A 22,590-nucleotide genomic window follows, 5' to 3' on the forward strand; every position below is an offset into this window, starting at 1 on the left:
AAGGAGGATATGATGAGACAAGAAGAACTAACCATTCATAAAGCACTTCCGGCTGATGGCGATTGGAAAAGCCTGCTGTTTCAGCCATTGCCGGAGCGGGATCACTATGAAACTGCACAAGGCCTTTCTTTTTCTCGTCTTGCCGGACAGATATTGGGCACGCCTATTGATGAGACGGACTACTATAACGAGCTGTATGAGCTGTCTGTAAACGACCGCATAACGATTTTGAGTGAAACGCTTGATAAAACAATCGAACCGGAAACATTTCAAAAGCTTCAGCATATTCATTCCATCAATCAGAAAGAAAAAGGGCTGTCAGTCAGCCGCTTTGTTGCCTTTCTGGACGGGGAAAAGCTGATTGCGAAGCACTCAAATCCCTTGATGCACCGCCATTTAAGAAAAGCGCTGATGACGCTTTTACATACCTTTGCGGACAGTCATGAAAAGGGGCTGAATCATCCTGATTTTCGCAGAGTGCTGCTTGATGTCTCGAAGTTTTCCTTAAACCATCTGAACCCTTGGCTGGAAAAAACCGATATAGAGCGGGAGATGCCGAAGGTTGTTTGGTATGGAGATGCGACGAAAAGCCAGCTCTATTTCTTATATTATCTGATGCTAGTCGGCTGTGATGTACTACTGTTCCATCCGGCGGGAACGGATCAGCTGGCGCTTGTCGACCCGAAGCAGGAGCTCGGTTTTACGGAAAAGCTCCCGGATGTTTCTGAGCTTCAGCCGTTTCCGAAAGAAAAACCTGACCGGAAATCAACAGTGGCTTACCGCTCAACAAAGGAAATTGAACATGTGCTGAATCACGAGGAATCCATGCTGTATAAGCCGTGGCAGTTCAGAGATCACACACCGGTGCCTGTTACGCTGAAAACGACCTATGATGAATTGTTTTTAATCACGAAAGAACGCGCCTTTATTCGGCCGAATTTCAAAGCAGATAAATATTCCATTGAGATTCCGAATGTATTCGCCAAAATTATGGGCGTGTCGAAAGACAATAAGGAATATTGGAACAGGCTTCATACTCTAGCGGATTATCAGGAAACAGAAATGGTCAGAAGCTTTCCATTTACAGAAGAAATAAAGTCGAACTATCAATTTCACTACAGCCACGCACTTGATCAAGAAGGGAACATTGATCCGGACAAGCTGATGGCAAGCAATGTGTGGCAGTACAAACAGCTGCCGGCAGGCGTTCAGACTGCCATTGCCAAAACGATTTCGAGAATGTGCAGGCACCCGCGGCTTAAGGCTTTGCATCAGGAACAAGTCAAGGATGTTCAAATCTATTTGTTTAAACAAACAACAAACCTGCCTGCTAATCTGCTGAAATTGATTCAAATGTTCGACTATGCGCAAACCGTTCCGAAACTCGTTTTATATCATACGGAAATGAGCGGCGGACTCGCGCGTTCGGATGCTGCCGCCCTGCTGTTCCTGAATGAAATCGGAATCGATATCATCATTTATAATCCGCCCGGACACCAGGATATTGAGCAGTTTATTGAAGAGGACCAGTATGATATCCACTGGCTGGATGACATGGTGTTTCAGCAGGACTACAAAGAGCCTTCGCTTGTGAAAAGGCTCTTCAGAACCATTACCCAAAAATAAGGAGAGAAGAAAAGCATGACAACAGAAAATCAAAATCCGCTTGTTCTCGATAAAAATGAAGAGATTTCCCAGCAAAAAGCTGACGATATCCGTCTTCAGCTCCGTCAGGAACCAGAAGTGAAGCGGCTTGCTCAACAAATTGACGTCAAAAACCAAATGGAGCTGCTTGAGTACGGCAAGGAGCCGGCCGTTGAAATATCCAAGTTCTCTGACCGCATCTTAGGGATGATGAAAACAACAAGCGTGACAGACTCCGGCACAATGCTGACTCAGCTTGGGAAAATCATGGACCGCTTCGACAAAAATGATTTTGATGAGCCAAAGGGATTAATGGCGAAAATTTTTAAACGCGGCGGCAGCATGATTGAAAAAATCTTTAAAAAGTATCAGACACTTGGCGGAGAGATTGAAAAAATCCACGTTGAGATTTCAAAATACAAAGATGAGATGACGAAGACGAACTACACGCTCGATGAAATGTATGAAAACAATATCAAATACTATATGGAGCTTGAAAAATACGTCGTTGCCGGGCAGATGAAACTGGAAGAGATGCAGTCGATCCTTCCTTCATATGAGGAAAAAGCGGCAAGCGGAAACCAGCTGGCGCAAATGCAGCTCGATACATTGCGCAACGGCATTCAGGCGCTTGAGGAACGGGTGTATGATCTGGATATGGCAAGGATGGTGGCGCTTCAAACCGCACCACAAATCCGTCTCCTGCAGCGCGGAAATGCAAAGCTGATCGGGAAAATCAACTCCGCGTTTATCATTACCATTCCGATTTTCAAAAACGGCATTATTCAGGCTGTTACGGTAAAGCGGCAAAAGCTTGTGGCTGATTCCATGAGCGAGCTTGACCGCCGAACAAACGAGATGCTGAAACGAAATGCTGAAAACATCTCGAGCCAAAGTGTTGAAATTGCCAGAATGGCCGGCAGACCGAGCATAGATATTGAAACGATCGAATCGTCTTGGAACACGATTGTCAGCGGCATGCAGGAAACAAAACAAATCGAAGAAGAAAACAAGCGCCTCCGCGAAGACGGCGCGAGACGAATTGCACAGCTTCAGGATAATATTAAAAAAGCAGCATTGCAGCAATAATAAAAACCCCGCTTGTGGAACATAAGCGGGGTTTTTCAATTACATCATTTAGTTAATGACAATGTGTAAAGACAGGTGTAAACTTAAACGGTAATCATTTTGCATATCAGAGGTGTTGGCAATGGGAAAACAACAGCCTATATCCCAGCGTAAACTGCTGGGCGTCGCCGGTTTGGGGTGGCTGTTTGATGCAATGGATGTCGGAATATTATCGTTTATTATCGCCGCGCTCCATGTAGAGTGGAATCTGTCGCCCGAGGAAATGAAATGGATCGGAAGCGTCAATTCCATCGGCATGGCTGCGGGTGCGTTTTTGTTTGGTTTGCTTGCTGATCGAATCGGCCGCAAAAAAGTGTTTATCATCACCCTTTTATGCTTTTCCATCGGAAGCGGCATTTCCGCTTTTGTGACAAGCTTATCGGCATTTCTAATCCTTCGTTTCGTGATTGGTATGGGACTTGGCGGCGAGCTTCCAGTCGCTTCAACACTCGTTTCGGAAGCGGTTGTGCCTGAAAAGCGGGGCAGAGTGATTGTGCTTTTGGAAAGCTTTTGGGCCGTGGGCTGGCTCGCAGCGGCCTTGATTTCTTACTTTGTGATACCAAGCTTCGGCTGGCAGGCTGCCCTTCTGTTAACTGGGCTGACTGCTTTTTATGCGCTGTACCTGCGGACGAGTCTGCCTGATTCGCCGAAATATGAATCGCTTTCTGCCAAAAAGAGGTCGGTGTGGGAGAATGTAAAAAGCATCTGGGCAAGACAGTATATACGGCCGACCGTGATGCTGTCGATCGTTTGGTTCTGTGTGGTGTTTTCTTATTACGGCATGTTCCTATGGCTCCCGAGTGTCATGCTGCTGAAAGGCTTCAGCATGATTCAAAGCTTTGAATATGTCCTGCTGATGACGCTTGCTCAGCTACCTGGCTATTTCTCTGCCGCATGGCTGATTGAAAAAGCGGGCCGGAAGTGGATACTTGTCATTTACTTGATTGGCACAGCAGGAAGCGCCTATTTCTTCGGAACAGCGGATTCCTTAAGTCTTCTGCTTACGGCTGGCATGCTGTTATCGTTTTTCAATCTCGGTGCGTGGGGCGTGATGTATGCGTATACCCCGGAGCAATACCCGACTGCGATTCGGGCAACAGGTTCAGGAACGACAGCAGCGTTTGGAAGAATCGGCGGCATCTTCGGGCCTTTGCTCGTCGGAACTCTGGCAGCCCGTCATATTTCGTTTTCGGTCATCTTTTCAATCTTTTGCATTGCAATCTTACTCGCGGTTGCTTGTATTTTGATTATGGGGAAAGAAACGAAACAAACTGAGCTAGAATAGGAAAAGCACCTCTTAAAAGAGGTGCTTTCAGCGTGTCGACAAACCCTCGCATTCGTTGTCAGGACTGCGCTTCGGTGCTCACGAATTAGAACATTCGCTCCGCTCCTATGCTCGTCCTTCCTAGACTTCAAGGGTTTTCAATCACGCTGAAAAGATTTTGTCAACAATCTGAGGCACCTCTGAATGAGGTGCTTTTTTTACAATTGCGCCCGGGCTGCGGATTGGCGTTTCCCGGTTTTACTGATTGCCTGGTAGAGCGTCATAGAAAGTATGAACAAAATGGCAGTAAATCCTGTGACAGCTCCGAAATGCTGTGTGCTTTGATATAAAAAACCTGCAATACTTGTACCGACAGTGGTTCCGGCATACATAGCGGCATTGGAAAGGGAAGCGATGGTTCCTCGCGCATTCGGTGCAATGGATTGAAAGACACCCATCATTAACGGAAAGATGATGCCAGCTGTAAAGAACGTGAGAAAAAAGCCGGCTTCTACTAAAAACAAGTTTGGAAAGAACGGAAGAGCGAAATAGAGAGCGCCCATTAGCAGCATCCCGCTGATCAGTGTTTTAAACATGCCCAGCTTTTCTGAAACCCGGCTGCCGATAAGGCTCCCGAGCATATTTCCCAGTCCGAGTACAAGCATAGCTGCGCCAATTTGTGACACGGTTAAATGATAATCCGCGGAAAGCCAAGTACCCAGAAAGCTGAACGAAGCGAAGTTTCCGGTTTGAAACAGAAAATAGGCAAGCAGAATGACCGATGTTTTCGGCAATGAAAAAAGCTCCCGGTAGGGGTTGACAATTGATGGTCGCGCCAATGGTTCAGAAGGCAGGATATCAGGCATGACCGCCGCCAGGATCAATAGAAGAATAAGCGAGCACGCTGACAAAACGAAAAATGGCGTATGCCATGTAAAGGAAGCGAGAAACCCTCCAATAGGAAGTCCGAGCATTTGTGAAGCGGCCAAACCTGCTGTCGCAATCCCCATGCCTTTTATGATCTGAGAAGGCCGGACAATGACTGGGATGGACGCCCAAATTTGAGGCGTCACAAACGCAGCGCTAACGCCTGCGGCAAAACGGAACAGGCACATGGCGGCAAAAGAGGGAGCGATGCCGCATAAAAACGTGGATACGATAAAGCCTGCAAGTCCCCACAGCATGACTGTTTTCCTGTTCAGCCGGTCTGAGATTGGGCCTGCAATGAAAGCGAAGAGCGCATAACCGAGTGCATAAGCACTGACCATCCAGCCTGACAAATCAATAGAGACATGAAACTGATCCTGTAAAAGGGGGAGAAGCGGCGAAAGCAAAAAGGTATCCGTGCCAATGACAAACATGACACTGAAGAAAAGCCAAATGCGATTCAAATTTTATCACTCCTATTGTTTTATAACTTTGAAACTATGAAACAGATATGTATAGAGAAAACCCTTTGTTAGAGGGTTTCCAAAAAGCCAGGCAGGTATGTGTGAAAGGTGTCTTCACGCAGACTGACGTATTTTGTCCGCGAATCTTTCCGGGTTGCCGTCAATCCCGCTTCACGCAGCGTTTTAAAATGATAAGATGCCGTGGTTTTGACAATATTGCACTTTTCACCTACTTCACCGCAGCTGAGTTCTTTTCCGCTGACATAAAGCGTACGAATAATGGCAAGCCTTGATTCATCAGACAGTGCTTTAAAAATTTGCGCTCTGATTTGATCATCTGATTGTTTCATAGTCATGAAACTATAATACATAATTGATGTTGAAAAAGCAACTTATTTTTCCAGTAAAGGAGAGGGAAGTCATAAGAGGAAGAAGGAATTCAATTCCAATAAAAGCGTTTTCAACTAAAGATAGGCGAAAAATCACCCGTAAAATACAATCATATAGGAGGATTACAGAGCATTTAGAAGCATAAATAAGATCATGTGGTCACATGGATGTTTATAAAGAAATGGTACAGAATAAAAGAGAATATGCTGTTTGTGTGGGAAGTTACATAAATGTTACGGTAATAAAGATTGCTTAATATGGAGGGAAAATATGAGTGTAGATGAGAAACCAATTAAGATAAAAGTCGAGAAAGTCTCTAAGATTTTTGGGAAACAAACAAAGAAGGCAGTTCAAATGCTTGCCAACGGAAAGACAAAAAAAGAGATCCTGAAAGCAACCGGATCAACCGTTGGGGTTAATCAGGCAGATTTTGAAGTATATGATGGTGAGATATTTGTCATCATGGGTCTATCAGGGAGCGGTAAATCAACTTTAGTACGGATGTTAAACCGGCTTATTGAACCGACTGCCGGAAATATTTACATTGATGGTGACATGATAACAAATATGTCTAAAGACCAGCTCCGGGAAGTCCGCCGGAAGAAAATCAGCATGGTCTTCCAAAAGTTCGCTCTGTTCCCGCACAGAACGATACTTGAAAACACAGAATACGGACTGGAACTTCAAGGTGTAGACAAACAAGAGCGGCAGCAAAAAGCGCTTGAGTCTCTTAAGCTCGTCGGGCTCGAAGGATTTGAACACCAATATCCAGACCAGCTTTCCGGCGGGATGCAGCAGCGTGTCGGCCTTGCCCGCGCGTTGACAAATGATCCGGACATCCTTCTGATGGACGAAGCGTTCAGTGCGCTTGATCCACTGATTCGTAAAGATATGCAGGATGAGCTTCTTGATCTTCACGATAATGTCGGAAAAACAATTATCTTTATTACGCATGACTTGGACGAAGCGTTGCGGATCGGCGACAGAATTGTCCTAATGAAGGACGGCAATATCGTTCAAATCGGCACACCTGAAGAAATCCTGATGAATCCATCTAACGAATATGTTGAGAAATTCGTCGAAGATGTTGATTTGTCTAAAGTCCTCACAGCAGGCCACATTATGAAACGAGCTGAAACAGTGCGGATTGATAAAGGGCCTCGCGTAGCATTGACACTGATGAAAAACCTTGGAATTTCTTCAATTTATGCAGTGGATAAACAAAAGAAATTATTAGGTGTTATCTATGCGTCTGATGCGAAAAAAGCGGCTGAGTCTGATTTGTCACTTCAAGACATCTTGAATACAGAATTTACGACTGTACCAGAGAATACGTATCTGACTGAGATTTTTGACGTTGTGTCCGATGCGAATATTCCAATTGCGGTTGTGGATGAGAAGCAAAGAATGAAAGGAATTGTCGTAAGAGGCGCGCTGATTGGCGCACTTGCCGGCAATAACGAGTATATCAACGCTGAAGGCACTGGCGAACAAACACAAGATCCTTCTGTACAGGAGGTGAAGTAAGATGGATAGACTGCCTAGAATACCTTTAGCAGATATCATTGACCGTTTTGTTGACTGGATTACGATGACGTTTGGCGGATTCTTCGACGGAATTGCAAACGGATTGGCCGCTTTTGTAAATGGAATTGTCACCGGTCTTGGATTTATTCCATCTATTTTGTTAACGATTATTTTCGCCGCACTTGCGTGGTGGATCAGTACAAGGGGAATTGCGTTATTTACGTTGATTGGATTCCTCCTGATCGATTATTTAGGATATTGGGACCCAATGCTGCAAACATTGGCGCTTGTTTTGACATCTGTGATTATTTCGATTGTGGTCGGGGTTCCGATCGGAATTTGGGCGTCTCAGAAAGAAACGGTTCGCCGTATTGTAACGCCAATTCTTGATTTAATGCAGACAATGCCTGCTTTCGTATATCTATTGCCGGCGATTTTCTTCTTTAACATCGGTGTTGTGCCGGGTGTTGTTGCATCTGTTATCTTCGCGATGCCGCCGACAATCCGCATGACTGTTCTCGGTATTAAACAAGTGCCGGCGGATTTGATTGAAGCGACTGAGGCATTCGGTTCTACAACAGCTCAGCGTTTGTTTAAAGTTCAGCTTCCGCTTGCGACAAAAACGATTTTGGCCGGAATTAACCAGAGCATCATGCTTGCGTTATCAATGGTTGTTATCGCCGCAATGGTCGGTGCACCGGGACTTGGTTCTGAAGTATACAGTGCCGTTACACAGCTGAAAACCGGGGTCGGAGTAGAGGCCGGTATCGCCATCGTTATCGTTGCCATTACCCTGGACCGTATTACTCAAAATATTAAAGTGAAGAAGAAAAGCAGGGGGAATGCCTGATGCTTAAAAAAATCATCGGCATCGGCGTTTCCGCCATGCTGGCGCTCTCACTTGCGGCTTGCGGTTCAGAAAACGATGAAAATGCATCCGCAGCAGAACAGGTGAATAAGACCATCATCGGGATTGACCCCGGTTCAGGGATTATGTCCCTGACTGACAAAGCGATGAAGGATTATGACCTGAATGACTGGACATTGATTTCAGCGTCAAGTGCTGCGATGACCGCTACGCTTAAAAAGTCATACGACCGTAAGAAACCGATTATCATTACAGGATGGACACCGCACTGGATGTTCTCCAGATATAAGCTGAAATATCTCGATGATCCGAAACAATCTTATGGCAGCGCAGAGGAAATCCATACGATCACACGCAAAGGCTTCAGCAAAGAACAGCCGAATGCCGCAAAGCTTCTGAGCCAGTTTAAATGGACGCAAGACGAAATGGGCGAAATCATGATCAAGGTGGAAGAAGGCGAGAAACCTGCCAAAGTTGCTGCCGAGTACGTCAATAAACACAAGGATCAGATTGCCGAATGGACAAAAGGCGTTCAAAAGGTAAAGGGAGACAAAATCAACCTTGCCTATGTGGCGTGGGACAGTGAGATTGCAAGTACAAACGTCATAGGCAAAGTCTTAGAAGACTTGGGCTATGAGGTAACACTTACTCAGGTAGAGGCTGGGCCGATGTGGACTGCAATTGCGACGGGAAGTGCGGATGCATCCCTTTCCGCATGGCTGCCGAATACCCATAAAGCATACGCCGCTAAATATAAAGGCAAATATGATGATATTGGCACCAGTATGACTGGTGTGAAGATGGGGCTTGTTGTTCCTCAATATATGAAAAACGTCAACTCAATTGAAGATTTGAAGAAGTAATCAAAAAAGCAGCCTGTGTCAGGCTGCTTTTTTTTGCGTTATTTTACGTAAGCGGCAGCGGGTGAATCAGCCTTTTGAAAAGTTTTTAATACGGCATTCGCTAAAATGTGAATGCCGTTGAACATCGCATTTCTGTCAAAGGTCATGTGCGGATGATGGAGCCCCGGCTGGAGCCCGCAGCCTAGTCCGAGCATCGTTGTTTTCAGATTCGGCACCTTCACGGCGTAAAAATGGAAATCCTCTCCGCCGGTGGTGACAAGCGGATCATCAAGCCGCTCAGCCCCGATGATATCCGTAATGGCTTCTGCCATGATCGCTTCAGCTTCTTTGTTTTGTGTTGCCGCAGGAAGGCTGTGTTCTTTTTGCAGCTCGATTTTTGCGTCGAATGCAGCGGCGGCCGCTTCACAGGCTCTTTCTGTTTCGGCGATTAACGCCTCCATGGCTTCATTGGTCTGTGCGCGCAAATCAAGGCTGAACGATGCTTTTCCTGGAATGATGTTAGAGCTTTCACCGCCGGCTTGAAGTTTTGTCATTTTGACGGTATGCGGGATTTGCGGGTCAATATGAATGAGTCCGAGCTTATGTACAAGAAATGCCGCAATTTCAATGCTGTTTTTCCCGAGGTGCGGACGGGCGCCATGAGCCTCTTCCCCGATGATCGTTCCCTCAATGTGCTGGCTTGATCCGTGCAGAATAGACGGAGCGCAGCGGCCGTTCTGTGTTTCCTGGATCGGACGGACGTGAACGCCATACAAATAGTCGATATCATCAAGCACGCCTTCTTCTATCATTTTCAAGGCGCCGCCGCCTTTTTCTTCTGCCGGCTGAAAGATAAAACGGATTGTGCCCTTCGGAAGCTCAGGTTGTTTTTTGAGCAGCATTAACGTGCCCAATGCCATTGTCATATGTGAATCGTGTCCGCAGGAATGGTTGGCGCGAAATGTGCCGTTAACCTCCTGCCACAGCGCGTCAATATCAGCGCGTACCGCTACAACAGGTGAGCCTGAGCCGATTTCGCCGACAACCCCGGTGCAGTCTGAAAACGTGCGCGTCCGGCACCCTAAATCCTCAAGCTTTTGTTTCAAAAATGAAGTTGTCTCATATTCCTTCCAGCTGACTTCAGGGTTCGCGTGCAGATGCTCGAAGATGTCCATAATGGTTTGTTTCATGTCTTCTGAAAGCTTTTGCATGGTAAGAAATACCTCCTTCTATCAGAATGAATTTTTACCTTCTTTACTTTATTTATATTGAAACAGGAAGATAGGCTGTATATAATATAGCACATATTGCTACTATTCAGAATAATTAATATTTTCAAACAGAGGGGATGGATCGAAATATGAGTATGCCAGCAGCCGAAACACAGCCTAAGAAAAAACGTATGACATTTAAAATGCCTGACGCCTATGTCCTCTTATTTATGATTGCTTTCATTTGCGCAATCGCTTCATATATTGTGCCGGCGGGTGAATTTGACCGCGTGACAAAGGGGGATGTCACGACCGCTGTTCCGGGAAGCTATCATTCCATTGAACAGTCTCCGGTCAGCTTGATCAGCTTTTTTACTTCTCTACAGGATGGAATGGTTGGATCAGCACCCATCATCTTTCTGATTCTATTCACAGGCGGCACCATTGCTATTCTAGAAAAAACGGGTGCCATCAATGGCCTGATTTACAATGTCATCAGCAAATTCCGCACAAAGCAATTATTATTTATTTGTATTGTCGGCGCATTGTTCTCCATTCTCGGAACAACCGGGATTGTCGTGAATTCAGTTATCGGTTTTATCCCCATCGGCCTCATTGTGGCACGATCCTTAAAATGGGACGCAGTCGCGGGAGCCGCTGTTATTTACATCGGCTGCTACGCTGGATTTAACTCCACCATATTATCACCGTCACCGCTCGGTTTATCACAATCAATCGCGGAGCTCCCTCTTTTTTCTGGAATCGGCCTGCGAGTTTTGATATACATATGCTTTTTGCTGTCTTCTATTATTTATATCTATTTGTATACGAGAAAATTAAAAAAATCAAAAGATGCCAGTGTGTTAGGAACAGATTGGTTCCCTGCGGCAGGAATGGGCGAAGCCGGTAAAGAAGAAGATCAGTCAGTGCCGTTTACCGTTCGCCATAAGCTGATTTTGGCTGTGGCGGGACTCTCACTTGTCGGATTTTTATACGGCGCTTTGAAGCTTGGCTGGTCAGATTCCCAAATGGCTGCGACATTTATTTTTATTTCTGTCCTTGCCGGTTTAATAGGCAGGCTTGCGGCGAACGATATTGCCAAAACCTTCATTACGGGCTGCCAAAGTCTTGTATACGGGGCGCTGATTGTCGGGATGGCACGAAGCATTTCCGTTATCCTTGAAAATGGAAAGCTCCTCGATACTGTCGTCAATGCTTTGGCTTCACTTTTGGACGGATTCAGCCCGATTGCCGGGGCAATCGGCATGTATATCGCCAGTGCGCTGCTTCATTTTCTCATCTCTTCAGGGTCTGGCGAAGCCGTTGTATTTATTCCAATCCTGGCGCCGCTCGCTGATTTGATGGGAATCACGAGACAGGTTGCGGTGGAGGCAGTTATGCTTGGAGAAGGGGTCGTCAACTGTGTGAATCCGACATCCGGCGTTCTCATGGCGGTGCTTGCCGCCAGCGGTATTCCGTATGTCAAGTGGCTGCGGTTTATGGTGCCGCTTGCTCTGATTTGGTTCTTGATCGGGCTTGTCTTTATCGTGATCGGCGTCATGATCAATTGGGGGCCGTTTTAACGATTGCTGCCCGCCGGCTTGTACGGCGGGCTTTTGAGTTATTCATTGCAGAAGCGCAGGCTGTTATTGTAACATGTAAGCCATAAGCCATTCGTAAAAGTGCGGGAGGAAGGTCATGAATAATCTGCGTAATAGACTTTCAGGCGTGAATGGGAAAAATAAGAGAGTAAAAGAAAAAGAACAAAAAATCTGGTCGGAGATTGGGATGATAGCGGGAGCATTTGCGCTGCTTGATGTGATCATCCGCGGGATTATGTTTGCATTTCCGTTTAAAGAATGGGCTGCAAGCCTTGTGTTTTTGTTCATCATTATCTTATATTACTGCATCAGGGCTGCGGCATCCGGAATGCTCATGCCGAGAATAGACACCAAAGAAGAACTGCAAAAACGGGTGAAGCAGCAGCGAATAGAATCAATTGCTGTCGCCTTTGCGGTAGTGGTGCTTACGATGTACGACAGGGGGATTCCCCATACATTCTTCGCTTGGCTGAAAATGATTCTTCTTTTTATCGTCTGCGGCGGCGTTCTGTTTCTGCTTCGGTATGTGATTGTGAAGCTGGCTTACAGAAGAGCGGTAAAAGAAGAAATAAAAAAGAAATCATCTTGAAAAATAGATGGTTTCTTTTTTTTGTTTGGAAAGCGAGGGAAGCGTTCATAGTTTCGGGCAGCTTTTTTTATAGGAACATTGATTTGTATTCACTCTGCCAAGTTGTTTTGATAGAGTGATTGTGATAATTTAAAATGTAAGCGTTGACAAAATTCTCCAGTCTTCACATCGGTTTGAAAGGAGGAAGCGGAAGAATGAAGTAAGAGGGATTTTTGACTCCGAAGTAAGTCTTCAAAAAATCAAATAAGGAGTGTCAAGAATGTTTGCAAAACGATTCAAAACCTCTTTACTGCCGTTATTCGCTGGATTTTTATTGCTGTTTCATTTGGTTCTGGCAGGACCGGCGGCTGCGAGTGCTGAAACGGCGAACAAATCGAATGAGCTGACAGCACCGTCGATCAAAAGCGGAACCATTCTTCATGCATGGAATTGGTCGTTCAATACGTTAAAACATAATATGAAGGATATTCATGATGCAGGATATACAGCCATTCAGACATCTCCGATTAACCAAGTAAAGGAAGGGAATCAAGGAGATAAAAGCATGTCGAACTGGTACTGGCTCTATCAGCCGACATCGTACCAAATTGGCAACCGTTACTTAGGTACTGAACAAGAATTTAAAGAAATGTGTGCAGCCGCTGAAGAATATGGCATAAAGGTCATTGTTGACGCGGTCATCAATCATACCACCAGTGATTATGCCGCGATTTCCAATGAGGTTAAGAGTATTCCAAACTGGACACATGGAAACACACAAATTAAAAACTGGTCTGATCGATGGGATGTCACGCAGAATTCATTGCTCGGGCTGTATGACTGGAATACACAAAATACACAAGTACAGTCCTATCTGAAACGGTTCTTAGAAAGAGCATTGAATGATGGAGCAGACGGTTTTCGTTTTGATGCCGCCAAACATATAGAGCTTCCGGATGATGGGAGTTACGGCAGTCAATTTTGGCCGAATATCACAAATACAGCTGCAGAGTTCCAATACGGAGAAATCCTGCAGGATAGTGCCTCCAGAGATGCTGCATATGCGAATTATATGAATGTGACAGCGTCTAACTATGGGCATTCCATAAGGTCCGCTTTAAAGAATCGTAATCTGGGCGTGTCGAATATCTCCCACTATGCATCTGATGTGTCTGCGGACAAGCTAGTGACATGGGTAGAGTCGCATGATACGTATGCCAATGATGATGAAGAGTCGACATGGATGAGCGATGATGATATCCGTTTAGGCTGGGCGGTGATAGCTTCTCGTTCAGGCAGTACGCCTCTTTTCTTTTCCAGACCTGAGGGAGGCGGAAATGGTGTGAGATTCCCGGGGAAAAGCCAAATAGGCGATCGCGGGAGTGCTTTATTTGAAGATCAGGCTATCACTGCGGTCAATAGATTTCACAATGTGATGGCTGGACAGCCTGAGGAACTCTCGAACCCGAATGGAAACAACCAGATATTTATGAATCAGCGCGGCTCACATGGCGTTGTGCTGGCAAATGCAGGTTCTTCCTCTGTTTCTATCAATACGCCAACAAAATTGCCTAATGGCAGGTATGATAATAAAGCTGGGGCGGGTTCATTTCAAGTGAATGATGGTAAACTGACAGGCACGATCAATGCCAGATCTGTGGCTGTGCTTTATCCTGATGATATTGCAAAAGCGCCTCATGTTTTCCTTGAGAATTACAAAACAGGTGTAACACATTCTTTCAATGATCAACTGACGATTACCCTGCGTGCAGATGCGAATACAACAAAAGCCGTTTATCAAATCAATAATGGACCAGAGACAGCGTTTAAGGATGGAGATCAATTCACAATCGGAAAAGGAGATCCATTTGGCAAAACATACACCATCATGTTAAAAGGAACGAACAGTGATGGTGTAACGAGGGCCGAGGAATACAGCTTTGTTAAAAGAGATCCAGCTTCGGCCAAAACCATCGGCTATCAAAATCCGAATCATTGGAGCCAGGTAAATGCTTATATCTATAAACATGATGGGGGCCGGGCAATTGAATTGACCGGATCTTGGCCTGGAAAACCAATGACTAAAAATGCAGATGGAATTTACACGCTGACGCTGCCTGCGGACACGGATACAACCAACGCCAAAGTGATTTTTAATAATGGCAGTGTCCAAGTGCCCGGTCAGAATCAGCCTGGCTTTGATTACGTGCAAAATGGCTTATATAATGACTCGGGCTTAAGCGGTTCTCTTCCTCATTGAGGGCAATGCTAGACGGGACTTACCGAAAGAAACCATCAATGATGGTTTCTTTTTTGTTCATAAATCAGACAAAACTTTTCCCTTGCAAAAGTTTGTGAAGTGTTGCACAATATAAATGTGAAATATTTCACAAATAAAAAGACATCAAAGAGAAACATACCCTGGAAGGATGATTAATGATGAACAAACATGTAAATAAAGTAGCTTTAATCGGAGCGGGTTTTGTTGGAAGCAGTTATGCATTTGCGTTAATTAACCAAGGGATCACAGATGAGCTTGTGGTCATTGATGTAAATAAAGAAAAAGCAATGGGCGATGTGATGGATTTAAACCACGGAAAGGCGTTTGCGCCACAACCGGTCAAAACATCTTACGGAACATATGAAGACTGCAAGGATGCTGATATTGTCTGCATTTGCGCCGGAGCAAACCAAAAACCTGGTGAGACACGCCTTGAATTAGTAGAAAAGAACTTGAAGATTTTCAAAGGCATCGTCAGTGAAGTCATGGCGAGCGGATTTGACGGCATTTTCTTAATCGCGACAAATCCGGTTGATATCCTGACTTACGCAACATGGAAATTCAGCGGCCTGCCAAAAGAGCGGGTGATCGGAAGCGGCACAACACTAGATTCTGCGAGATTCCGTTTCATGCTGAGCGAATACTTTGGCGCAGCGCCTCAAAACGTGCACGCGCATATTATCGGAGAGCACGGCGACACAGAGCTTCCTGTTTGGAGCCACGCGAATGTCGGCGGTGTGCCGGTCAGTGAACTCGTTGAGAAAAACGATGCTTACAAACAAGAGGAGCTGGACCAAATTGTAGATGATGTGAAAAACGCAGCTTACCATATCATTGAGAAAAAAGGCGCGACTTATTATGGGGTTGCGATGAGTCTTGCTCGCATTACAAAAGCCATTCTTCATAATGAAAACAGCATATTAACTGTCAGCACATATTTGGACGGGCAATACGGTGCAGATGACGTGTACATCGGTGTGCCGGCTGTCGTGAATCGCGGAGGGATCGCAGGTATCACTGAGCTGAACTTAAACGAGAAAGAAAAAGAACAGTTCCTTCACAGCGCCGGCGTCCTTAAAAACATTTTAAAACCTCATTTTGCAGAACAAAAAGTCAACTAACCGCAACTTTAGAGTAAAGGGCTGATTGTCAATGTGGGAGCAGTTGTATGATCCGTTTGGAAACGAGTATGTGAGCGCACTTGTGGCGCTCACTCCGATTCTCTTTTTTCTTTTGGCTTTAACTGTTTTGAAAATGAAAGGCATTCTTGCGGCATTTCTTACCCTAGCCGTCAGTTTCTTCGTCTCCGTTTGGGCATTTCATATGCCGGTTGAAAAAGCGATTTCTTCTGTTTTGTTAGGAATCGGGAGCGGGCTGTGGCCCATTGGCTACATCGTCCTGATGGCGGTGTGGCTGTATAAAATCGCAGTGAAAACCGGGAAATTTACCATTATTCGGTCCAGCATTGCCGGCATTTCGCCTGACCAACGATTACAGCTATTATTAATTGGTTTTTGTTTTAACGCGTTTTTAGAAGGCGCTGCCGGTTTTGGTGTTCCGATTGCGATTAGCGCGGCGCTGCTCGTCGAACTTGGTTTTAAACCGTTAAAAGCGGCAGCGCTCTGCTTGATTGCAAACGCCGCCTCCGGAGCCTTTGGGGCGATCGGGATTCCTGTCATCACAGGGGCGCAGATTGGTGATTTGTCTGCTCTTGAGCTGTCTCGGACATTAATGTGGACACTGCCGATGATCTCATTTTTAATACCATTCCTGCTTGTATTCTTATTAGACCGAATGAAAGGAATCAAACAGACATGGCCCGCTCTTCTGGTTGTGAGCGGTGGGTATACAGCGGTTCAGACACTGACAATGGCGGTGCTCGGGCCGGAATTAGCAAACATTTTGGCTGCCTTATTCAGCATGGGCGGGCTTGCCCTCTTCCTCCGCAAATGGCAGCCGAAAGAGATTTACCGCGAGGAAGGGGCCGGCGATGCTGGTGAGAAAAAAGCATACCGTGCCGCTGACATTGCGAAAGCGTGGTCTCCTTTCTACATTTTAACTGCGGCGATCACCATTTGGAGCCTTCCTGCCTTCAAAGCGCTTTTCCAAGAAGGCGGGCTGTTATATCAATCAACGCTCCTGTTCAAAATGCCTTTTCTGCATCAGCAAATTATGAAAATGCCGCCGATTGCGCCATCTGCCATGCCGTTAGATGCAGTCTTTAAAGTTGATCTGCTGTCAGCGACTGGTACAGCGATTTTAGCGGCGGTCATCGTGACAGGGCTGTTCAGCAAAAAGTTCTCCTCCCGGGATGCCTTTGCTTCCCTGAAGGAGACAGGAAAAGAGCTGTGGGTGCCGATTATGACGATCTGCTTCGTGATGGGGTTTGCCAATCTGGCCAACTTCGCAGGGCTCAGCTCTTCAATTGGATTAGCATTGGCGAAAACAGGAGACCTGTTCCCGTTTGTCAGTCCTGTTCTTGGCTGGATTGGCGTGTTCATTACTGGTTCTGTTGTCAGCAATAACGCTTTGTTCGGTCATTTGCAGGTTGTCACCGGAGCGCAGATCGGTGCGGGTTCAGACTTGCTGTTAGCCGCAAATACGGCGGGCGGTGTCATGGCGAAACTTGTTTCTCCTCAATCTATCGCCATCGCTGCCGCAGCGGTCGGCCAAACAGGCAAGGAATCTAAACTGTTTAAAAGGACAGTGGTGTACAGCCTGATTCTGTTATTGATCATTTGTATATGGACGTTTATTCTTGCAAGATTAGGAGTGTAATATAAAAAAGCAGTACATGCCCAGCATGTACTGCTTTTTTTATGTTAATTTGCTTTCTTTGTCATTTCGGCTGTTGTTTTCACTCTGGCTTTCCCCATAAATAAAATGGTAACCGCCGCGAGGACAATTGGAATCAAAGCGAGCAAAAAGACATACGTAATACTTGATGACATCGCGTCAATAATGCGATTCAGGATCGCATCAGGAATCTGGGAACGTGTTCCCGCTTGGAATATCTCTTGCGGGTCGCCAATATTTTGCGCAGCACCTGATCCCGCTGAGCCTTTCATACCGCTGAAGGCGTCGCTCAGCTTGTTCGTGAATACGTTTGTTTGCACCGTTCCGAAAATGGTGACGCCTAAGGTCATGCCAAATGATCGCAAAAATGAATTTGTAGAGTTTGCCGTTCCCCGAAAGCGAGGTTCAAGATCATTCATCGATGCCGCCGGCAGCAGGGAGAAGTTAAAGCCTACACCAAAGCCTGAAATCATCATAAAGACTGTCAGCCATACCCGTGCTGTGTCAGGCGTCATATTGGAAAGAAGCAGCATGCCGATAAAGAAAGCTATAACAGATATCAGCATCAAATTGCGGAAGCTTGCCTTCGTTTGGAAGATCCCGCCGATCATGCTTCCGATGACTGATCCAATCATCATCGGCGTCAGAATGAAGCCCGCGCTTGTCGCCGAGCTGCCGTAGACCGCCTGAACGAAAATCGGAATAAATACCGCTAAAATAATAAATGTTCCGCCATACAGGAAAGCGAGAATCTGTGCTGTGGCAAACAAGCGGTTCTTAAACATCCAGAAAGAAATAATAGGCTCTTCTGCTTTTCTCTCCACAATAAAAAAGGCAATGAAGAAAACGGCGAATACAATAAACAGCCCGATGATCTGAATGGAATTCCAATCGTATGTTTTGCCGCCAAGCTCAAGGGCGAACATCAGGCATACAATGGATACGACTAAGGTAATCGCGCCGCCCCAGTCTATTTTCTGCTTTCTGTGCTCCAGAGATTCTTTGTAGTAGCGAATAATGAAAAACAATGACAATGCGCCGATCGGCACATTGATGTAAAACACCCAGTGCCAGCTGATCGAATCTGTAATGATCGCGCCTAAGAGCGGACCAAGAACACTGGATAATCCAAATACAGCACCGAACATGCCGGACATTTTTCCGCGTTTTTCCGGCGGAAACAAATCGAAGATAATGGTAAAGGCAATCGGCAGGAGCGCGCCGCCTCCGATCCCTTGAATGGCCCGGAAGATGATCAGCTGATTCATCGTCTGGGCAATCCCGCATAAAGCAGAACCGATTAAGAAAAAAATAAGTCCAAACAGGAAAAAACGTTTTCGGCCGTACATATCGGAAAGCTTGCCGTAAATCGGCATGCCAGCCATAACCGCCACCATATAGGATGCCGTCACCCAGGCAAATTTATCGAAGCTTCCAAGATCGGCTACGATATTGCCCATCGCGGTGGCAACAATCGTATTGTCCATTGCAGACATCAAGATGCCCAGCAGGAGACCGAGGACCACAAATTTGGTGGAAGCCTGTTTTGCTGTTGTTGTGTCCATTTGTTCTACCTCCTCTTACTTTTCTATGTAAGTTCTGATATCATGATAATAGTTTGATTGTTGAATATCTCGATTATCAAGATAAACTCGATTTTATAGGGAGGACTGTCAGTTGTCAACAAGAAATTCCAGAAGTGAGTTGGAAAAGACTGCTGTTCAGCTTTTTCGAAAACTGGGCACAAGAACGGTTCTGTTTCATCAGGCAGCCGCTCAAGCTCTCGGTCTGTTTCCCACCGATTTGAAATCAGCTGACATTTTAAATGAAGCAGGGCCGATGACGGCTGGAGAGCTGGGGAAAAAAACCGGCCTCAGCACGGGGTCAGTCACGGCGCTTGTTGACCGGCTGGAAAAAGCGGGGTATGTGGCTCGTGAAAAGGACCCGAACGATCGCAGGAGAGTCGTAATCGTCCCTTTGACTGCTTCGAAAAAACATATAAAGGATTTGTTCCGTCCTCTGTCTGAGTCAACGATGGATTTGTGCCGCGAATATACGGAAGAGGAGCTGGAACTCATTTTCAGTTTTGTAGGCAAAGCCGCCGATATTATGGAGGAAGAGCTTGAACGTCTGAAACAGTAAGTGAATTTGTGCATAGCTTGGCCCGTTCCCGAATAAATTGTACAAGTTACATAAGAGAAGGGAGTACGGGCCGGTGAACATTTTTTTGAGCTATATTGTGCTGGGACTGTCCTTGTCTGCGCCTGTGGGGCCAGTGAATGCGGCGCAAATAGACAAAGGAATTAAAAACGGTTTTTGGCATGCATGGATTTTCGGTTTAGGCGCCATGACAGCGGATGGGCTGTACATGCTTTTTATCTATTTCGGGCTATCGCAGTTCTTGACCGCTCCATTTGTGAAAACGTTTTTGTGGCTGTTCGGCTTTTTTGTCCTGACCTATACCGGAATTGAAACGCTGAAAAACGTCAGAGAACCGATGGATGTGCGAAGCTCGCGGGGGAAACCGTCATACAGGAAAACATTCGCATCGGGTTTTCTCATTTCATTGTCAAACCCATTGAGCATCCTTTTTTGGCTTGGAATTTACGGAAGCATTCTTGCGAAAACAGCAGAGGCCTACAATATGAATCAGCTTCTAATCTATAGCTCCGGCATCATGATCGGCATTTTAATCTGGGATTTCTGCATGGCTATCACAGCCAGTACGTTCAGAAACCTGCTTCATGAAAAGCTATTGAGAGGATTGACCGGAATCGCCGGTGTATCCCTCCTTGTGTTTGGCTTTTACTTTGGTTATCAGGGCATCAAACAGTTATTGGGCTGATTCATGAAGGACAGTCACCTGCCGCTTCCAGTTTTAATATAGTATCCAGATGATACTGGAGGTGGATCAATGGTGAATGGGATTTACACCAAAAGTTTTCTGGAACGTATTCAGGAAGAGCTTCCTGAATGGCAAAGAATCGCTTTTGAGCTGCTGGCAGAAACTCTGGGGGACGACGCGGATACGTTTCCGTGCATTCCCGGACGTCAGGCGTTTCTGACTGATCAGCTTCGGATTGCTTTTGCCGGAGATCCGCGGGAAAACCGTACAGCGGAGGAACTGGCTCCGTTGCTTGCGGAGTACGGCAAGATATCGCGGGACACGGGAAAATACGCATCCCTCGTTGTGTTGTTTGATACACCGGAAGATTTGGCGGAGCATTATTCGATTGAAGCGTATGAAGAGCTGTTTTGGCGCTTTTTAAATAGACTGAGTCATCAAGACGAAAAAGAATGGCCGGAAGACATTCCGGCCGATCCTGAGCATTATAAATGGGAGTTTTGTTTTGACGGCGAGCCGTATTTCATTCTGTGCGCTACACCGGGGCACGAGGCAAGAAGAAGCCGGAGCTTTCCTTTTTTTATGGTCACGTTTCAGCCAAGGTGGGTGTTTGATGACCTAAATGGATCAACTGCATTTGGCCGTAACATGAGCAGGCTGATCCGATCTCGTTTAGAGGCCTATGATCAGGCTCCGATTCACCCGCAATTAGGCTGGTACGGAGGAAAGAATAATCGTGAATGGAAGCAGTATTTCCTCCGTGATGACGAAAAACAGGTATCGAAGTGCCCGTTTTCTTATTTAAAGAACATGTTCAACAAAATGCAATAAATCAGGGACTGGCAGGGCGATCTTTATGACCCTGCTTTTTTTGATAGATCATGGTCACGATGGCGATGATCACGAGAAAACCTATGCTGACGAAAAAACCGGGCCGGCTTGATTTTTCAAACAATGTACCGGACACAGCCGCAGCAATCAGAACCATCGCTAAATAAATTTGTGTTTTTCCCATGCCCTCGGGATCAGTCAGCTTTTTGCTGGAGAACAGGATAAACAGCCAAGTGTATAAAAGCATAAGCCCCGCAGCTGTTGTCATATGCTCATAAATGTTTTTAGGCAGCACTAACGACAGAATAATGGAGAGAACAAGCCCCGCAAACGTCAGCCCAAGTGCCGGCCAGCATATTTTTTTGCCTTCCTTTAGAGTAAAGCATTTCGGCGCGTCGCCGTCATCAGCCATCGTACAAAGCAATGTCGTAACCGCAAATAGCGAAGCGACAAGGGTCGAGAACCCGGCGATAATGAAAATCCCGTTAAATATATCAAGGATGATCTCAAGGTTGTATCCTTTTAACGACGTAATGAACGGGCTGTCCTGTTCTGTAAACTTGTGTAACGGAACCAAAAGCAGAGCCAGCCCGATTGAAATGATATAAATAATCGCCAGCGTTGCCAGCATCAGTTTCCCTGATTTAGACGCTTCCTCAGGTTTTTTTAAGTGAACCGCCATCAGCCCCATGACCTCAATCCCGCCAAAAGCGTAAAACGCGTAGATTAAACCTGTCCACAGCCCCATGGCGCCGTATGGGAAAAACTCACTCGTCTTATTTGGAACATGTATGCCATGATTTCCGCCGGACAGGATACCGCATAAAGCCAGGATGGCAATGACAATAAACATAAAAATAGCAGCTGTTTTAATGACTGCCAGCACGTTTTCTGTTTTTTCAAAGACGGACAGGCCGGTGAAAATAATAAGGAGCCCCAGTACTGCGTAGATTGAGGCGAACACCCATAACGGCATTTGAGGAAACCAATGCTTCGTAAATAGCGAAATGGCTGTCAGCTGGCTTCCGGTAATCAGCATTTCTGATGACCAGTACACCCAGCCGTTGCTGAAGCCTGCCCATTTGCCGAATGCTTTTCGGGCATACGCACAAAACGAACCTTTTTCCGGCTGCTTCGCCGATAGCTTGGCGAGCTGTTCAAAGACAAAATACGTACCGATCCCTGCGATCAGAAATGAAAGGAGAACGGAAAAACCGCTTTTTACAATTGCGATGCTGGAACCGAGAAAGAAGCCTGTTCCAATCGTGCAGCCGACTCCGATCAGTGACAGCTGCCACCAAGCCAGATTCCCTTTTGGCTGGTCTTTTTTTGTTTGGCTCATTATTTATTCAACCCCTTTTATCTAAGGTTAGATTGTGATCTGTCCGAAGCTTATATACATC

Annotated in this window: 18 protein-coding genes and 1 pseudogene; 14 read left to right on the forward strand and 5 right to left on the reverse strand. The window is 45.9% G+C overall.

The features are described 5' to 3' along the window. Positions 1-12 precede the first annotated feature (12 nt). The 3 genes from ACZ07B_RS18360 (at position 13) to niaP (ending at position 4,057) form a co-directional block, all read left to right on the forward strand. A complete protein-coding gene (locus tag ACZ07B_RS18360) occupies positions 13-1,626 on the forward strand; it encodes a YceG family protein (protein WP_464877517.1) in 1,614 nt (537 codons plus the stop codon). A 15-nt stretch (positions 1,627-1,641) separates the two neighbouring features. Continuing rightward, positions 1,642-2,733, forward strand: a complete 1,092-nt coding sequence (locus ACZ07B_RS18365) for a toxic anion resistance protein (protein WP_003234715.1) — start codon at positions 1,642-1,644, stop codon at positions 2,731-2,733. Positions 2,734-2,854: 121 nt separating this feature from the next. Continuing rightward, positions 2,855-4,057: a niacin permease NiaP gene (gene niaP / locus ACZ07B_RS18370; RefSeq protein ID WP_464877518.1), complete on the forward strand. Its 1,203-nt coding sequence runs from the start codon at positions 2,855-2,857 to the stop codon at positions 4,055-4,057. A gap of 197 nt (positions 4,058-4,254) precedes the next feature. Here the strand turns inward: niaP and ACZ07B_RS18375 are convergent, their stop codons facing one another. Together ACZ07B_RS18375 and ACZ07B_RS18380 are read right to left on the reverse strand one after the other, a co-directional pair. Next, positions 4,255-5,427: an MFS transporter gene (locus ACZ07B_RS18375; protein WP_464877519.1), complete on the reverse strand. Its 1,173-nt coding sequence runs from the start codon at positions 5,425-5,427 to the stop codon at positions 4,255-4,257. A gap of 68 nt (positions 5,428-5,495) precedes the next feature. Beyond that, positions 5,496-5,798: an ArsR/SmtB family transcription factor gene (locus ACZ07B_RS18380; RefSeq protein ID WP_076458377.1), complete on the reverse strand. Its 303-nt coding sequence runs from the start codon at positions 5,796-5,798 to the stop codon at positions 5,496-5,498. Between the two features lie 289 nt (positions 5,799-6,087). Here ACZ07B_RS18380 and opuAA point away from each other — a divergent pair, with 289 nt between their 5' ends. Genes opuAA through opuAC form a run of 3 tightly spaced genes read left to right on the forward strand, consistent with a single transcriptional unit; the run spans position 6,088 to position 9,075 of the window. Continuing rightward, positions 6,088-7,344, forward strand: coding sequence for a glycine/proline betaine ABC transporter ATP-binding protein OpuAA (gene opuAA / locus ACZ07B_RS18385; RefSeq protein ID WP_024571578.1), 1,257 nt, complete (start codon positions 6,088-6,090; stop codon positions 7,342-7,344). A 1-nt stretch (position 7,345) separates the two neighbouring features. Continuing rightward, positions 7,346-8,194 carry a glycine/proline betaine ABC transporter permease subunit OpuAB gene (gene opuAB, locus ACZ07B_RS18390; protein WP_003234703.1) on the forward strand — a complete coding sequence of 283 codons (849 nt, stop codon included), beginning with the start codon at positions 7,346-7,348 and terminating at the stop codon, positions 8,192-8,194. Continuing rightward, the gene (gene opuAC / locus ACZ07B_RS18395) at positions 8,194-9,075 is read left to right on the forward strand and encodes a glycine/proline betaine ABC transporter substrate-binding protein OpuAC (RefSeq protein WP_003246462.1); all 882 of its coding nucleotides are present in this window, start codon (positions 8,194-8,196) and stop codon (positions 9,073-9,075) included. The genes opuAB and opuAC overlap by 1 nt, the downstream gene beginning before the upstream one ends. Before the next feature lie 38 nt (positions 9,076-9,113). Here opuAC and ACZ07B_RS18400 read toward each other — a convergent pair whose 3' ends face one another. After that, entirely contained in the window at positions 9,114-10,265 is a 1,152-nt protein-coding gene (locus ACZ07B_RS18400; protein WP_464877520.1) for a M20 peptidase aminoacylase family protein, read from the reverse strand. Positions 10,266-10,414: 149 nt separating this feature from the next. Here ACZ07B_RS18400 and ACZ07B_RS18405 point away from each other — a divergent pair, with 149 nt between their 5' ends. From ACZ07B_RS18405 to ACZ07B_RS18425, 5 genes and pseudogenes are all read left to right on the forward strand, one after another. Then, positions 10,415-11,848, forward strand: coding sequence for a YfcC family protein (locus tag ACZ07B_RS18405; protein ID WP_086343423.1), 1,434 nt, complete (start codon positions 10,415-10,417; stop codon positions 11,846-11,848). 115 nt (positions 11,849-11,963) lie between these two features. After that, a pseudogene (locus tag ACZ07B_RS18410) lies at positions 11,964-12,506 on the forward strand (DUF6773 family protein). A gap of 208 nt (positions 12,507-12,714) precedes the next feature. Further along, positions 12,715-14,694, forward strand: a complete 1,980-nt coding sequence (amyE, locus tag ACZ07B_RS18415) for an alpha-amylase (protein WP_464877521.1) — start codon at positions 12,715-12,717, stop codon at positions 14,692-14,694. Positions 14,695-14,870: 176 nt separating this feature from the next. Then, positions 14,871-15,836, forward strand: a complete 966-nt coding sequence (locus ACZ07B_RS18420) for an L-lactate dehydrogenase (protein WP_014478761.1) — start codon at positions 14,871-14,873, stop codon at positions 15,834-15,836. Positions 15,837-15,867: 31 nt separating this feature from the next. Next, complete coding sequence (locus tag ACZ07B_RS18425; protein ID WP_464877522.1) at positions 15,868-17,493, forward strand: L-lactate permease; 1,626 nt, start codon at positions 15,868-15,870, stop codon at positions 17,491-17,493. 44 nt (positions 17,494-17,537) lie between these two features. Here the strand turns inward: ACZ07B_RS18425 and bmr3 are convergent, their stop codons facing one another. Continuing rightward, the gene (gene bmr3, locus ACZ07B_RS18430; protein WP_003234681.1) at positions 17,538-19,076 is read right to left on the reverse strand and encodes a multidrug efflux MFS transporter Bmr3; all 1,539 of its coding nucleotides are present in this window, start codon (positions 19,074-19,076) and stop codon (positions 17,538-17,540) included. 112 nt (positions 19,077-19,188) lie between these two features. Between bmr3 and ACZ07B_RS18435 the strand changes: the two genes are divergently transcribed. The 3 genes from ACZ07B_RS18435 to ACZ07B_RS18445 all read left to right on the forward strand — a co-directional run bounded on the left by ACZ07B_RS18435 (position 19,189) and on the right by ACZ07B_RS18445 (position 21,187). Then, on the forward strand, positions 19,189-19,653 hold the full coding sequence (locus ACZ07B_RS18435; protein WP_003246360.1) for a MarR family transcriptional regulator: 465 nt from the start codon (positions 19,189-19,191) through the stop codon (positions 19,651-19,653). A gap of 73 nt (positions 19,654-19,726) precedes the next feature. Then, positions 19,727-20,356, forward strand: coding sequence for a LysE family translocator (locus ACZ07B_RS18440; RefSeq protein ID WP_003246469.1), 630 nt, complete (start codon positions 19,727-19,729; stop codon positions 20,354-20,356). A 69-nt stretch (positions 20,357-20,425) separates the two neighbouring features. Then, positions 20,426-21,187, forward strand: a complete 762-nt coding sequence (locus ACZ07B_RS18445) for a YqcI/YcgG family protein (RefSeq protein WP_464877523.1) — start codon at positions 20,426-20,428, stop codon at positions 21,185-21,187. Position 21,188: 1 nt separating this feature from the next. Here ACZ07B_RS18445 and ACZ07B_RS18450 read toward each other — a convergent pair whose 3' ends face one another. Further along, positions 21,189-22,529 carry an amino acid permease gene (locus tag ACZ07B_RS18450; protein WP_216996272.1) on the reverse strand — a complete coding sequence of 447 codons (1,341 nt, stop codon included), beginning with the start codon at positions 22,527-22,529 and terminating at the stop codon, positions 21,189-21,191. Positions 22,530-22,590 lie beyond the last annotated feature (61 nt).

It is taken from the genome of Bacillus sp. 9.4 (assembly GCF_055486415.1).

Excerpts from the sequence above, each read along its gene's own strand:
- ACZ07B_RS18360 (WP_464877517.1), top strand. The coding sequence starts at position 13 with ATGAGACAAGAAGAACTAACCATTCATAAAGCACTTCCGGCTGATGGC.
- ACZ07B_RS18365 (WP_003234715.1), top strand. The coding sequence starts at position 1,642 with ATGACAACAGAAAATCAAAATCCGCTTGTTCTCGATAAAAATGAAGAG.
- niaP (WP_464877518.1), top strand. The coding sequence starts at position 2,855 with ATGGGAAAACAACAGCCTATATCCCAGCGTAAACTGCTGGGCGTCGCC.
- ACZ07B_RS18380 (WP_076458377.1), bottom strand. The coding sequence starts at position 5,798 with ATGTATTATAGTTTCATGACTATGAAACAATCAGATGATCAAATCAGA.
- opuAA (WP_024571578.1), top strand. The coding sequence starts at position 6,088 with ATGAGTGTAGATGAGAAACCAATTAAGATAAAAGTCGAGAAAGTCTCT.
- opuAB (WP_003234703.1), top strand. The coding sequence starts at position 7,346 with ATGGATAGACTGCCTAGAATACCTTTAGCAGATATCATTGACCGTTTT.
- opuAC (WP_003246462.1), top strand. The coding sequence starts at position 8,194 with ATGCTTAAAAAAATCATCGGCATCGGCGTTTCCGCCATGCTGGCGCTC.
- ACZ07B_RS18400 (WP_464877520.1), bottom strand. The coding sequence starts at position 10,265 with ATGCAAAAGCTTTCAGAAGACATGAAACAAACCATTATGGACATCTTC.
- ACZ07B_RS18405 (WP_086343423.1), top strand. The coding sequence starts at position 10,415 with ATGAGTATGCCAGCAGCCGAAACACAGCCTAAGAAAAAACGTATGACA.
- amyE (WP_464877521.1), top strand. The coding sequence starts at position 12,715 with ATGTTTGCAAAACGATTCAAAACCTCTTTACTGCCGTTATTCGCTGGA.
- ACZ07B_RS18420 (WP_014478761.1), top strand. The coding sequence starts at position 14,871 with ATGATGAACAAACATGTAAATAAAGTAGCTTTAATCGGAGCGGGTTTT.
- ACZ07B_RS18425 (WP_464877522.1), top strand. The coding sequence starts at position 15,868 with ATGTGGGAGCAGTTGTATGATCCGTTTGGAAACGAGTATGTGAGCGCA.
- bmr3 (WP_003234681.1), bottom strand. The coding sequence starts at position 19,076 with ATGGACACAACAACAGCAAAACAGGCTTCCACCAAATTTGTGGTCCTC.
- ACZ07B_RS18445 (WP_464877523.1), top strand. The coding sequence starts at position 20,426 with ATGGTGAATGGGATTTACACCAAAAGTTTTCTGGAACGTATTCAGGAA.
- ACZ07B_RS18450 (WP_216996272.1), bottom strand. The coding sequence starts at position 22,529 with ATGAGCCAAACAAAAAAAGACCAGCCAAAAGGGAATCTGGCTTGGTGG.